This is a genomic window from Pectobacterium versatile, from assembly GCF_020166435.1.
Classification (GTDB): Bacteria; Pseudomonadota; Gammaproteobacteria; order Enterobacterales; family Enterobacteriaceae; genus Pectobacterium; species Pectobacterium versatile.
This window is the reverse complement of sequence record NZ_JAINZP010000012.1, coordinates 15,273-28,672: the sequence shown is the minus strand read 5'-3', so window position 1 is coordinate 28,672 and position 13,400 is coordinate 15,273. Positions and strand designations below refer to the sequence as shown.

Here is a 13,400-nt window from a genome sequence, read left to right as displayed (position 1 = left end):
TTTCATTAATTCCCTTTTTTCAGGTTAACGGCCAGTTCGCTTATTTTCACTGGCAGTTCGGTGCGTAATGACCGATTGGCGGCAATACCAGTTAAAATAGACATGGCCCCGTCACGATAATCCGCTGCACGATGTAAGGGATCGGGCTCCGGTGTACCAAACAGATCGTTTAACATGACCTGATCGCCGCCGCCATGTCCGCCCGCTTTAAATTCAACCGGTACGACATAAGGCTCGTCAAACATCGGATAGATCTTTATTTCGCATTCATTCAGCGCACCTTCATCCTCTTTTTTTCCGCCTCCGTTTACGTAAGATTTTTCCACCAATTTCATTTCCAATCGCCCTTTACTACCATTAAACACCACATTCAGCCCTTCCCAAGGTAAATAGGCATTTAATGAATAGGTCATGATGGCTTTGCTCTTATAGCGCACCATCACACTCAGTACATCTTCAATATTAATCCCGTCATCGAACACGCTTTTATCGCGGTAATAACCGTCTTCATGTTCAGCGTCTAAATATAAGGCGGTCAGCTGTTCGCTTTGATTCATATGCAACGCAAACGGATCGTTTTCCGCCTCCGCGCTATTATGTGAACGTGAATAAAATTCCGTGACGCCGCGAGCTTCAGCGTTAGCTTTACCATAAAAACGCAAATCGCCTTGTGCGTAGACCGTTTCCGGTTCGCTGTTTAGCCAGAAATTGACCAGGTCGAAATGGTGGGTAGATTTATGCACCAGCAACCCACCACTATTGCGTTTATCACGGTGCCAGCGACGGAAATAATCTGCCCCGTGTTCAGTATTTAACAGCCACTCAAAATGGACAGAATAGACTTCGCCAATCAGCCCTGCGGCAATTAATTCGCGGACTTTGCTGTGATGCGGCGCGTAGCGGTAGTTAAAGGTTACCCGTAATTTACGTCCGGTACGATTAATCGCATCAATAATGGCCTGACATTTTTCTTCGTCAATCGTCATCGGTTTTTCACTGATAACATCACACCCTAATTCCATTGCTCGGATAATATAATGATGATGCGTGCGGTCTATAGACGTCACAATAACAATATCTGGCTTGGTTTCCGCGATCATCTGCTCAAACTTATCGGCATAGTACGTCGCCACATTATCGTGTCCAAATTTATGGACAATACGGTTGGCGTAATCCATTCGTGTCTGGTTGGTATCGCAAAAAGCAACAAATTGTCCCTGATCCTGATAATCCCTGGCGATAGATTCCAGATAGAGGCCCGCTCGGCCCCCCGTTCCCACTACGGCATATTTTTTTTTCATTCTGCGTATTTCCTCCAATAACATAGAGCACATAGCTATTCGTACATAAAACAGGGCGCTAAAAATTTCACCGAATTGACAGGCACGTGGCATATACCTTTGCCATAAAAAATAGAGCATACCCACATCACTCACCTTCACATTATTGCCATGTGCTGATGTTATCTGGCAGTAGAATCAAGATTGACATGCTCCAGTTCTCATAAATACAAATTGAGCATTTCTATATTAACATTTGATTTTATTAATAATATCAGACAGGATGCACTCAATATGCTCATACTGAATGTGCATTGGCTCTCTTAAGTGTTCGTGCATCAACGGGATTTTCGCTAGAACGGCATCGTTCGCAACGCCGAAACCAACCTGTTATGAAAAACGAAACGTTCTCTACCCAAATCCCCCTTCTATCTTGCCAGACATGAGAACACGCCGGAGCTATACGGGGTTATTATCGTGATGGCTTTCTCCTTTTTCACCTCACTGAGTGACATATCTCGCATTTTATTTTCAATCCGTCTGAGGATGCCGGATAATCGACACGTAACTAATGAGAGATACAAGAAAGCGACAAGCGCGTAAGGAATCACTATGCAGACTTTTTTTCAGGACACGATGGCAACTCCGCTTGGAGAGTTATTGATTATTGCTGATGAAAATAATCATTTGCGGGCCGTCGAGTGGCGCGAGTATGAGGATGATTTATTTCGCTCACTCAACCGCAGTTATCGAAATGATCCCTTTTCGTTACAGTCACGCCATAATCCCGGTGGTCTGACAGACAGCCTGCAACGCTATTTTGATGGCGAATTAGCGATTATTGATACGCTGCCAGTTGCCTCCGTAGGGACGGAATTCCAGCAGCAGGTTTGGCGGAAATTACGTCAAATTCCCTGCGGAGAAATTACCACATACGGCGAGCTCGCGACCCTGCTAGGGCGTACCGGTGCGGCGCGTGCGGTCGGCATGGCAAACGGCTCAAACCCTGTCAGCATCGTGGTTCCGTGCCACAGAGTCATCGGCACTGGCGGCGCACTGACCGGCTATGCCGGTGGCATTCACCGTAAGCAGTGGTTATTGACACACGAAGGTTTTTTACCTCGCCAAAATAATTTGCCATTATAATTTTTGTGCTTCAGACAGGCGAAAATACTCCTCCGAATTGCTTATGGCCGTAAGTGATTCGGATTAATCAACGTGTTAACCGTTCGGTAACGCGGTGGACGAAAATATTATCGCTACGCGGCGCTGATATATCGAAATATTTTTCAGTAAAATCGAAAAATTATAGTTAGTTCACTATTTATTCGTCTATTCCGATGATTGTCGGTCTTATCACAGCCGATAAAAGCTGTTAAAATTGACCAATATCAATTATTGCCTGAGCAAAGCCCATGATCCCGGAAAAGCGAATTATCCGACGCATCCAGTCTGGCGGTTGTGCAATCCACTGTCAGGATTGCAGTATCAGTCAGCTATGCATCCCTTTCACCCTAAATGAACACGAGCTTGATCAGCTCGACAACATCATTGAAAGGAAGAAGCCTATCCAGAAGGGGCAAGCGCTGTTTAAAGCAGGCGATGAGCTGAGATCGCTGTACGCCATCCGCTCTGGGACGATAAAAAGCTACACCATCACGGAGCAAGGCGACGAGCAGATCACAGGTTTTCATCTGGCGGGTGATTTGGTGGGCTTTGATGCCATCGGTACCGCTCAACACCCGAGTTTCGCTCAGGCGCTGGAGACCTCAATGGTCTGCGAAATCCCTTTCGAGACGTTGGACGATCTCTCTGGGAAAATGCCTAACCTGCGTCAACAGATGATGCGCCTGATGAGCGGCGAGATTCGTGGCGATCAGGACATGATTCTGCTGCTGTCGAAAAAGAATGCTGAAGAGCGTCTGGCGGCGTTTGTCTACAACCTATCCCGCCGTTTTGCTCAGCGCGGTTTCTCGCCGCGTGAATTCCGTCTGACCATGACTCGCGGTGATATCGGCAACTATCTGGGGCTAACCGTTGAAACCATCAGCCGTCTGCTGGGGCGTTTCCAGAAAAGCGGTACGCTGGCGGTAAAAGGAAAATACATCACGATCGAGAATATTGATGCGCTTTCCGAATTAGCCGGTTCCTCGCGAAAATAATCTTTCCAGCCTAACCATTTGACGTTGCCGCTTTTTTTACTGTGGCAACGTCAATTTTATCCTCTCTTTTCCGCCCCATCCGTGATATTTCCTATTTTGTTATTCTGCGGCTTATCTCTGTTGTCCAAAACGATTCCATTGCGGTACTCTTGAATGACAGGCTGTGGAGTAACAGCTGTTTGGAGGAGCTATGGCAAAGTATCAGAACTTACTGGTAGCTATTGACCCAAATCAGGATGACCAACCAGCGCTGCGTCGGGCGGTTTACCTGGTTCAGCGACTTGGCGGCCGTATCAAGGCATTTCTGCCGATTTATGATTTCTCTTATGAAATGACGACTCTGCTTTCCCCCGATGAAAGAGTGGAGATGCGTCAGGGCGTTATTCAGCAGCGGACCGAGTGGATTGCGGAACAGTGCAAATACTACCTTGACGCTGGCGTTTCGATAGAAATCAAAGTGGTTTGGCACAATAAACCATTTGAATCCATTATTCGGGAAGTGATTTCTGGGCAACATGACCTGTTGTTGAAAATGGCACATCAGCACGATCGGCTGGAAGCGGTTATCTTTACGCCAACAGACTGGCAGCTACTACGCAAATGTCCTTGCCCTGTGTGGATGGTAAAAGATCAGCCATGGCCGACCGAAGGCCGTGCACTGGTTGCGGTCAATCTGGCCAGCGAAGATCCTTATCACGATCCGCTCAATATCAAATTAGTATCGGAAACGCTGGAGCTGGCGCAACAGGTTGACCAAACCGAGGTTCATCTGGTTGGTGCCTACCCCGTTACCCCCATCAATATCGCCATTGAATTGCCTGATTTCGATCCCAGCGTCTACAACGATGCGATTCGAGGCCAGCACCTTATTGCCATGAAATCGCTACGGCAAAAATTTAGTCTGGATGAACGCGTCACACACGTAGAAAAAGGGTTGCCGGAAGACGTGATTCCCGATCTGGCGGAGCATTTACAGGCAGGCGTCGTGGTATTAGGGTCTCTGGGGCGAACCGGACTTTCCGCCGCCTTTATCGGCAACACCGTCGAACATGTTATTGATCACTTGAAGTGCGACCTGCTCGCGGTCAAACCCGATGATTTCGTTTCACCAATTACGCAGGAAGAAAGCGATAACAGCTGATCGCACGTTTCATCACGTTCGAATCGAACAATGCCAGCCTCAGTGCTGGCATTATTTTTGGCAATGTCATGCAACGTACATGCACGTGAAAGTATGATGAGTAGAACGTATTTAAGATGTAAAAAAGGGCGATACTCGCCCCTTTCGTTTTCTACTTCCTGTCACGCTTACAGTGCTTTCAGAATCGCCTCAACGCTGTCTTTGGCATCGCCAAACAGCATCTGCGTGTTCTCTTTAAAGAACAGCGGGTTCTGTACGCCAGCGTAACCGGTGTTCATCGAACGTTTAAACACGATAACATTCTGCGCTTTCCACACTTCCAGCACTGGCATGCCCGCGATTGGGCTGTGTGGATCTTCTTGCGCTGCCGGGTTAACGGTGTCATTCGCACCAATAACCAGCACAGTGTCGGTATCGGTGAAATCGTCGTTAATTTCATCCATTTCCAACACGATGTCGTAAGGGACTTTTGCTTCAGCCAACAGCACGTTCATATGACCCGGTAGACGCCCTGCAACGGGGTGAATACCAAAACGAACGTTGATGCCACGTGCACGCAGTTTTGCGGTGATGTCATGCACAGGGTACTGCGCCTGCGCGACGGCCATACCGTATCCCGGAGTGATGATGACTGAAGTTGAGTTCTTGAGTAAATCAGCCACGTCTTCCGCTGAAGCCTCACGGTATTCACCCACCTCTTCACTCTCACTAGAGGAAACGCCATCTGTACCAAAACCACCGGCAATCACGCTGATAAAGGAACGGTTCATCGCTTTACACATGATGTAAGACAGAATCGCACCAGAAGAACCCACCAGAGCACCGGTCACGATCAGCAGGTCATTGCTCAGCATGAAGCCCGCTGCCGCTGCCGCCCAACCAGAGTAGGAGTTCAGCATAGAAACGACGACTGGCATGTCCGCACCGCCAATCGATGCAACCAGATGCCAGCCAAATACCAGTGCAATCGCTGTCATCAGAATCAGTGCCAGTACCTGCAACGCTACGCTGCCCGTATTGACGAAAACCAGCAGCAGCAGGAAGGACACAACCAGCGCCGCCAGATTCATTTTATGGCGATGAGGCAGCATCAATGGCTTGGAGGAGATATTGCCACGCAGTTTACCGAACGCGATGACCGAGCCCGTGAAGGTCACGGCACCGATGAAGATACCCAGGAAGACTTCCGTTAAATGGATATTAACCATCACCGGATCGGTAATTTCACCGTGGTCGAGGAAGCTATTAAAGCCAACGAGTACCGCAGCCAAGCCCACAAAGCTGTGAAGAATCGCGACCAGTTCTGGCATTTCGGTCATTTCAACCTTACGCGCCAGATAAATACCGATTGATCCACCGATCGCCATCGCGACGATAATCCAACCCACGTTGCCAGAATCCGGTCCCAGAATCGTCGCGATCAGCGCAAGCGCCATACCGCTGATACCAAAGATGTTTCCTTGTTGCGACGTTTCGTGCTTGGACAACCCAGCCAAACTGAAAATAAAGAGAATTGCGGCAACAATGTATGCAGCAGTTACTAATCCACCAGACATGTGTTACCCCTTAGTTTTTACGGAACATTTTCAGCATGCGCTGAGTCACGGTGAAACCACCGAAAATATTGATGCTGGCGATCAATACGGCAATGAACGAGAAGAACGACACCCATCCGCCGTGGCCGATCTGCAACAATGCTCCGACAACGATAATGCCTGATATTGCGTTAGTGACTGACATTAATGGCGTGTGCAATGCGTGGCTGACATTCCAGACAACGTAATAGCCCACCACGCAGGACAGCGCAAAAACGGTAAAGTGAGACAAGAACTCTTTAGGCGCGACATCGGCCAGCCAGCCAAACAGCAGGATAGCGATTACGAGGAACGCATATTTCTTCCATGGCGACGTCGGTTTGGCAGCTTCCTTCACCACCGCAGCGGCAGGTTTTGCCTGCTGTGGCTGTGCAGAAACCTGAATCGGCGGTGCTGGCCAGGTAATTTCACCTTCTTTAATGACGGTCACACCGCGAATCACGGTATCGTCAAAATCGACGTCGATTTCGCCATTTTTCTCTTTGCAGAGTAATTTCAGCAGGTTAACCAGGTTCGTGCCGTAAAGCTGTGAAGATTGCGTCGGCAGACGGCTAGGCAAATCGGTGTAACCGATAATTTTGACGCCGTTTTCCGTCACGGTGACGCGATCGGCTACGGTCAGTTCGCAGTTCCCGCCCGTTTGCGCCGCTAAATCGACAATCACGCTGCCGGGCTTCATGCTCAGCACCATTTCTTTGGTGATCAGACGTGGCGCCGGTTTTCCAGGGATCAGGGCTGTAGTGACGATAATGTCGACTTCTTTTGCCTGAGCGGCAAACAGTTCCATTTCCGCTTTGATAAAGGCTTCGGACATGACTTTGGCATAGCCGTCGCCGCTACCCGCTTCCTCTTCAAAGTCGAGCTCGAGGAACTCAGCCCCCATGCTCTTAACCTGCTCTTTTACTTCAGGGCGGGTATCAAAAGCACGAACGATAGCGCCTAAACTACCTGCGGCACCGATCGCGGCCAAACCGGCCACGCCAGCACCGATAATCATGACCTTAGCAGGCGGAACCTTACCTGCGGCGGTAATCTGTCCGGTAAAGAAGCGGCCAAATTCGTGGGCGGCCTCAACGATGGCACGGTAACCCGCGATGTTGGCCATCGAGCTGAGCGCATCCAGTGACTGCGCGCGCGAAATACGCGGGACGGAATCCATCGCCATCACCGTCACCTGACGGGCAGCCAGCTTTGCCAGCAGCTCTGGGTTCTGCGCTGGCCAGATAAAGCTGACAACCGTACTGCCCGCGCGGGTCAGTTCGATTTCATCATCCTGCGGCGCATTCACCTTCAGGACGATATCGGCTTGCCAGACTTCCGAACTGTCAACAATCGACGCACCGACTTCTTCGTATGCCGCATCGTCAAAACTTGCCAGTTTTCCCGCTTCACGTTCTATCGAGACCGTAAAACCCAGTTTCAGCAGCTGTTCAACCGTTTTCGGCGTCGCTGCTACACGGGCTTCATTGGCCAACCGCTCTCTTGGTACACCAATACGCATGCTGATACCCTTTTCGCTTATTTTTAACGAAGGTTATTATTCTCACCCTATTCTGTTATATGAATTCGCCGAGACCTGCTGCACCCTATATCCCCACATTCACGCGGTAGGAAGAGGGTCTTATCATCTTCTTACCACACGTTTTTTGAGGCGTCTCACTGTAGGCGAACTCATTTATAACGTACTGAAAATGTGATCGATGATCCATAAATAAAATGAATTTCACAGAAAAGCCGAGTTATCACAGGTTCTGTCAGCCTTTCTTGGTCGAAAATCATGGTCTTCTCTGCCTTTTGTAGCATTATTACAGAAGTATTTTTCTGGGCTGTTTCACAAAAACGATGTGTTACAAGGTTGTTAATGCGATAATTTGTATAAATATCCCTTATGATGTCAAAACAATCATTAACCGTTATTATTAGCACTTTTCTTGTTCCAAGCCGAAGTATCACGGCTTTTCAGCCCGCTGAAAATGCTAAAGCACAAGAATTTATTCCGTGCGATAATCAGCCCTATTCCGTTACAGGTTGATTGCTATACCTTAAATAATTCGAGTGGCAGGAAGGCGAAAGGATTTTTTATGAAGCTGAAGACTACTGTTATTGCATCCACATTGTTGTTATCACTCTCGGCATTTTCAGCGCAGGCTGCACAGGAACTTACGCCTGAGCAGGCAGAATCTCTGCAACCCTTTGAACGAATTACGTTTAAAGGACGTTTTAACGCGATCAATGAAGCGGTAGCCGCAGCCTCAAAACGCGCCGACAAACTGGGCGCAGAGTCGTTTTATGTGCAAGCGATGGATGATGCTAATTCGAGTGGCAACTGGAATGTCACGGTCGACCTGTATCGCAAAGATGCACCAAAAGCGAATCAAGACACCCAATTCCGCACGTTCTACGGCGTGAAAGAGCTGCCGAAAGATGTGGCTTACGGGCTGGAACCGTATGACACAGTAACCGTTGGCGGATTCTTCCGCAGCCAGCCGGACGTAAATGACGCCATTGCGAAAGCGGCAAAAGAGAAAAATGCCGATTCGTTCTACATAGTCCGTCAGGTTGATGTGAACTCGAATAGTGCCAACCAGAAAGTCACTGCATACATTTATAAAGCCGATGCACCGAAGCGCCAGACCCAGAGCACGGACGTGATTCCAGCGGATTCTGATGCAGGCCGCGCAGCGTTAGCTGCGGGTGGTGCAGAAGCCGCTAAAGTGGAAATCCCAGGTGTCGCCAACTCCGGCAGCCCTAGCCGCAACGTAGGTAATTTCTTCGAAACGCAGTCGTCAAAAGGCGGACGTTACACAGTAACATTACCTGATGGCATACAAATTCAGGAATTGAACAACGCCACGGCAGCACAGATGGTGCCTTTCGACTCTATTCAGTTCCGTGGCAACTACACCAATATGACACAGGTGTCTGAGGCCGTTGCCAAACGTGCAGGTGACAAAGGTGCCAAGTACTACCACATCACCAGACAGTGGGAAGGTAAAGGTAACAATCTCACAATCAGTGCCGACCTCTATAAATAACAGCCATCGCACTGTGCCGTAGAAAACGGTGAAGCGTTATAAGACAAAAAACCCGCGAATCGCGGGTTTTTCTATAGGCCGAAACTACACAGACTACTTACTGGTATCCAGTTCTGGGAAGCTTTTCACCAGATCGTCAATCGCTTTGATCTGTTGCAGGAACGGCTCCAGTTTATCCAGCGGCAGCGCGGATGGGCCATCACACTTCGCATTGGCAGGATCGGGGTGAGCTTCAATGAATAACCCCGCCAAACCGACAGCCATACCGGCACGAGCCAGCTCGGTCACCTGCCCGCGACGGCCACCGGATGCCGCACCAAACGGGTCACGGCACTGTAGCGCATGCGTCACGTCAAAAATCACCGGCGAACCGTTGGAAGCATGCTTCATGACATTGAAGCCCAGCATATCAACAACCAGATTGTCGTAACCGAAGTTGCTGCCGCGATCGCACAGAATTACCTGATCGTTGCCACCTTCGATGAACTTATCGACGATGTTACCCATCTGACCCGGGCTGACGAACTGCGGCTTTTTCACGTTGATTACCGCATCGGTTTTCGCCATCGCTTCCACCAGATCGGTTTGGCGTGCTAAAAATGCAGGGAGCTGGATAACGTCAACCACATCAGCAACGGGCTGTGCCTGATGCGATTCATGCACGTCAGTGATGATTTTTACGCCAAAGGTCTGTTTCAGTTCCTGGAAGATTTTCATCCCTTCTTCCAGACCAGGACCGCGGTAAGAGTGAATCGAGGAGCGGTTAGCCTTATCGAATGACGCCTTGAACACATAAGGAATGCCCAACTTCTGCGTGACCGTGACGTAATGCTCACAAATGCGCATCGCCAGATCGCGTGATTCAAGAACATTCATGCCGCCAAATAGCACAAAAGGCAGATCATTGGCGACTGGGATATCCCCTATCTTGACCACTTTATTCGTCATACTTTTACCTTCATGTCGGGAAATAAATTAACGCTGCATTACTGCAAAACGGTTTCTTAATGTAAGACTGTTTTTTTAATGCAAGACAATCTGTTTTTGCTCTATCGAGTGAATCTGCACTTTTATCATTTCACTCACCGGATCTTCCGGGCACTGTTCAACGAAATAGTTGAGATCGGACAGTGCAATATGATCGCAATCCAGTTGAGCATAAATCAGGCCGCGATCGCGGATTTCATAGGGATCATCTGGGTCAAACTGCAGCACCGCTTCGCTGGCTCTCAGCGCCAGCTCCATCTGTTTTTCTTCCATCAGGGCGACTTTCAGCGTGTCGAGCATTTTACGCACGATGAGGACATTTTCAGCTTCATCCAGATCTTCATCCAGCAGACGGGTTGACGGGCCAATATTACCTTTCAGCCACACTTCCAGCACATGCTCGCTCAACGTATCGCCATTTAGCGGATTGATCAGCCACATCTCTTCATCGAGCCAGTCGGCACGCAGAATCAACTGCGTCGGGAAAATCACTGGCATCAGCGGCAGACCGAGTTCATTGGCGATATGCAAAAAGATGATACCCAACGACACAGGCAGGCCCTGACGAGATTCAAGCACCTTATCCAGCCACAGCGCATCAGATAGGCGATAAACGCCGCCCGCACCACCGAATCCCCAGGTGTGATAAAACAGCTCAATCAGTTTTTCAAGCTGAAGATCTTGCTCAAGACCGTCAGGAATAGCGGCTCGAGCGTTCTCAACCAGCTGTTGCAGATTTTGCCGCACATCCTGAGCGGGAAAGTCGCGGCGAATCGCCTGTGAAACCAACACGACACCATCACTTAGCAGTGACTGGTTGAATTCAAAATCAGCAATAGCACTCATAATTATTCCATCAGCAACGGTGACTGCGTCAGTGCCAGCAGCACGACCACACCAAAGCATATTAAAGCAGATACAAACGCCAGCCAGCGAACGTTCTGGCTACGAGGGCGTTTCCCCAAGGCGATAGCGCCAAGAAGGATATAAATGATAACGCCAAACAGTTTTTCCGTCAGCCAGCTTTGCTCGGGAGTAAACGGATACGTATGGCTGAGAACGATTAAACCAATACCGCTGATTAATAACAAGGTGTCGTTAATATGCGGCAGGATTTTCACCCAGCGCTGTTGCAGCATAGCGGATTGCCGGCACAGCCAAAAAAAACGAATCACAAACAGGGAAATACTGATACCAACCGTTGCCAGATGCAGATATATCGTGGCTGGGTAAAGAGTTATCACGTCCATTGCTCCTAATAAATTGGGGTATCCAACCAGCGACCTAACGACACGCGGTCATTGCCACCATAGTCCTGACAGGTTTCTATTTGTGTAAATCCTCGGGCCTGCAATAGCTGACGCACCGCGTTAGCCTGCTGCCAGCCATGTTCCAGCAGCAGCCAGGCACCGTCGTCTAAATAATGCGGAGCGGATTCAATAATCGTGCGTAAATCCGCCAGTCCGTTGTCGGCGGCAATCAGTGCGCTGGCAGGTTCAAAACGGACATCTCCCTGCGACAGATGCACATCATCCGCATCGATATACGGTGGGTTACTGGCGATAAGCGCAAAACGCGTGTGATCAAGCGGTGAATACCAACTTCCTGACAGGAAACTAGCGTTGTCGAGCCCCAATTGCTGGGCATTTTTTGTCGCTAACGTAACGGCATCAGGTTGAACATCAACGCCAGTCACCCGACAATCACGCCGTTCGCTCGCCAGCGCCAGCGCGATCGCGCCGGTTCCGGTGCCCAGATCCAGCGCGGCACACGGCGTTTGAGGCAAGCGTAGCAAGGCTTGTTCGACCAGACATTCGGTATCAGGTCGAGGAATCAGCGTGGCGGGCGAAACAGCCAGCGACAGTGACCAGAACTCGCGCACGCCGATCAAATAAGCGATAGGTTCGCCCTGTTCACGACGCGCCAGCAGTTCAGTTAATTGCTGCTGTTCAGGCGCGTTCAGCTCAGTTTCACCAAACGCCAGCAGGAACGTGCGGGACTTACCAGTCACAAAGCCCAGCAAAATCTCCGCATCTCGCTTCGGGCTTTCTCCCGCCACGAGCTGTGCCGTGGCCGAGATTAACCAATCCTGATACGTCATTATTCCTGCTCGGACAACGCAGCAAGCTGATCGGCCTGGTATTCCTGCACGACTGGTTGAATCAGCGTGTCCAGTTTCCCTTCCATAACTTCATCCAGCCGGTAAAGCGTCAGGTTAATGCGGTGATCGGTCACCCTTCCCTGCGGGAAATTGTAAGTACGAATACGGTCAGAGCGATCGCCGCTGCCGAGCAGGTTACGGCGGGTTGACGCTTCTTCCAACTGACGTTTCTGCACTTCTGCGGCACGAATACGCGCGCCCAACACCGACAGCGCTTTGGCTTTGTTTTTGTGCTGTGAACGCTCATCCTGACACTCCACGACAATACCGGTTGGCAAGTGGGTAATACGGATGGCGGAATCGGTGGTGTTAACGTGCTGACCGCCCGCGCCAGAAGAGCGGAAGGTATCAATGCGCAAATCCGCTGGGTTGATGTCCGGCATCTCCGCTTCCGGCACTTCCGCCATAACGGCGACCGTACAGGCCGAGGTGTGAATACGCCCTTGAGATTCAGTCGCAGGAACACGCTGAACGCGATGGCCACCGGATTCAAACTTGAGCTGGCCGTACACTCCATCACCAGAGATTTTGGCGATAACTTCTTTATAACCGCCATGTTCGCCATCGCTGGCGCTCACCACCTCAACACGCCAACGGCGTGCTTCAGCATAACGGCTATACATACGGAACAGATCGCCGGCAAAGATTGCCGCTTCGTCACCGCCGGTTCCGGCGCGCACTTCCAGAAAACAGCCGCGCTCATCGTCGGGATCTTTTGGCAACAACAGCACCTGAAGCTGCTGCTCCAGTGCTTCAATCGTCGCTTTGCTTTCCTTCAGCTCTTCCTGTGCCATATCGCGCATTTCAGGATCGTCCAGCATCATTTCTGCGGTTTGCTGATCCTCTTGCGCCTGCTGCCATTGCTGGAAACAGCGGGTAATATCAGTGAGCTGCGCATATTCTCGCGACAACGCGCGAAAGCGATCCATATCAGCGATGACGCTGGGCTCACCGAGTAACGCCTGGACTTCTTCATGGCGTTCTTGTAACGCTTCCAGTTTAGCAACAATAGAAGGCTTCATGCGGGCGGTTAAATCCT

General features: G+C 50.0%; 12 protein-coding genes. 4 read left to right on the top strand and 8 right to left on the bottom strand.

All coding sequences use genetic code 11. From position 1 onward, the window contains the following. Window positions 1-5: 5 nt before the first annotated feature. Entirely contained in the window at window positions 6-1,301 is a 1,296-nt protein-coding gene (locus tag K7X24_RS14435; protein WP_224555473.1) for a Gfo/Idh/MocA family protein, read from the bottom strand. Between the two features lie 591 nt (window positions 1,302-1,892). Between K7X24_RS14435 and ogt the strand changes: the two genes are divergently transcribed. From ogt to uspE, 3 genes are all read left to right on the top strand, one after another. Further along, window positions 1,893-2,426, top strand: a complete 534-nt coding sequence (gene ogt / locus K7X24_RS14430) for a methylated-DNA--[protein]-cysteine S-methyltransferase (RefSeq protein ID WP_224555471.1) — start codon at window positions 1,893-1,895, stop codon at window positions 2,424-2,426. 269 nt (window positions 2,427-2,695) lie between these two features. Then, complete coding sequence (fnr, locus tag K7X24_RS14425; protein WP_005968491.1) at window positions 2,696-3,442, top strand: fumarate/nitrate reduction transcriptional regulator Fnr; 747 nt, start codon at window positions 2,696-2,698, stop codon at window positions 3,440-3,442. 190 nt (window positions 3,443-3,632) lie between these two features. Beyond that, complete coding sequence (uspE, locus tag K7X24_RS14420) at window positions 3,633-4,583, top strand: universal stress protein UspE (protein ID WP_224555469.1); 951 nt, start codon at window positions 3,633-3,635, stop codon at window positions 4,581-4,583. Window positions 4,584-4,750: 167 nt separating this feature from the next. Here uspE and pntB read toward each other — a convergent pair whose 3' ends face one another. Next, window positions 4,751-6,139 (bottom strand): Re/Si-specific NAD(P)(+) transhydrogenase subunit beta, encoded by a 1,389-nt coding sequence (gene pntB, locus K7X24_RS14415; protein WP_103860658.1) that lies wholly within the window; start codon window positions 6,137-6,139, stop codon window positions 4,751-4,753. 10 nt (window positions 6,140-6,149) lie between these two features. Continuing rightward, on the bottom strand, window positions 6,150-7,679 hold the full coding sequence (pntA, locus tag K7X24_RS14410) for a Re/Si-specific NAD(P)(+) transhydrogenase subunit alpha (RefSeq protein ID WP_103860657.1): 1,530 nt from the start codon (window positions 7,677-7,679) through the stop codon (window positions 6,150-6,152). Between the two features lie 580 nt (window positions 7,680-8,259). Here pntA and ydgH point away from each other — a divergent pair. Continuing rightward, entirely contained in the window at window positions 8,260-9,213 is a 954-nt protein-coding gene (gene ydgH / locus K7X24_RS14405; RefSeq protein WP_224555467.1) for a DUF1471 family protein YdgH, read from the top strand. Window positions 9,214-9,306: 93 nt separating this feature from the next. Here the strand turns inward: ydgH and kdsA are convergent, their stop codons facing one another. The 5 genes from kdsA to prfA all read right to left on the bottom strand — a co-directional run bounded on the left by kdsA (window position 9,307) and on the right by prfA (window position 13,383). Further along, window positions 9,307-10,161, bottom strand: coding sequence for a 3-deoxy-8-phosphooctulonate synthase (kdsA, locus tag K7X24_RS14400; protein ID WP_224555466.1), 855 nt, complete (start codon window positions 10,159-10,161; stop codon window positions 9,307-9,309). 75 nt (window positions 10,162-10,236) lie between these two features. Beyond that, complete coding sequence (sirB1, locus tag K7X24_RS14395) at window positions 10,237-11,046, bottom strand: invasion regulator SirB1 (protein ID WP_224555465.1); 810 nt, start codon at window positions 11,044-11,046, stop codon at window positions 10,237-10,239. 2 nt (window positions 11,047-11,048) lie between these two features. Continuing rightward, complete coding sequence (locus K7X24_RS14390; RefSeq protein WP_010304660.1) at window positions 11,049-11,450, bottom strand: SirB2 family protein; 402 nt, start codon at window positions 11,448-11,450, stop codon at window positions 11,049-11,051. A gap of 5 nt (window positions 11,451-11,455) precedes the next feature. Then, complete coding sequence (gene prmC / locus K7X24_RS14385) at window positions 11,456-12,301, bottom strand: peptide chain release factor N(5)-glutamine methyltransferase (RefSeq protein WP_224555464.1); 846 nt, start codon at window positions 12,299-12,301, stop codon at window positions 11,456-11,458. Further along, window positions 12,301-13,383, bottom strand: a complete 1,083-nt coding sequence (gene prfA, locus K7X24_RS14380; RefSeq protein WP_039489407.1) for a peptide chain release factor 1 — start codon at window positions 13,381-13,383, stop codon at window positions 12,301-12,303. The genes prmC and prfA overlap by 1 nt, the downstream gene beginning before the upstream one ends. Window positions 13,384-13,400 lie beyond the last annotated feature (17 nt).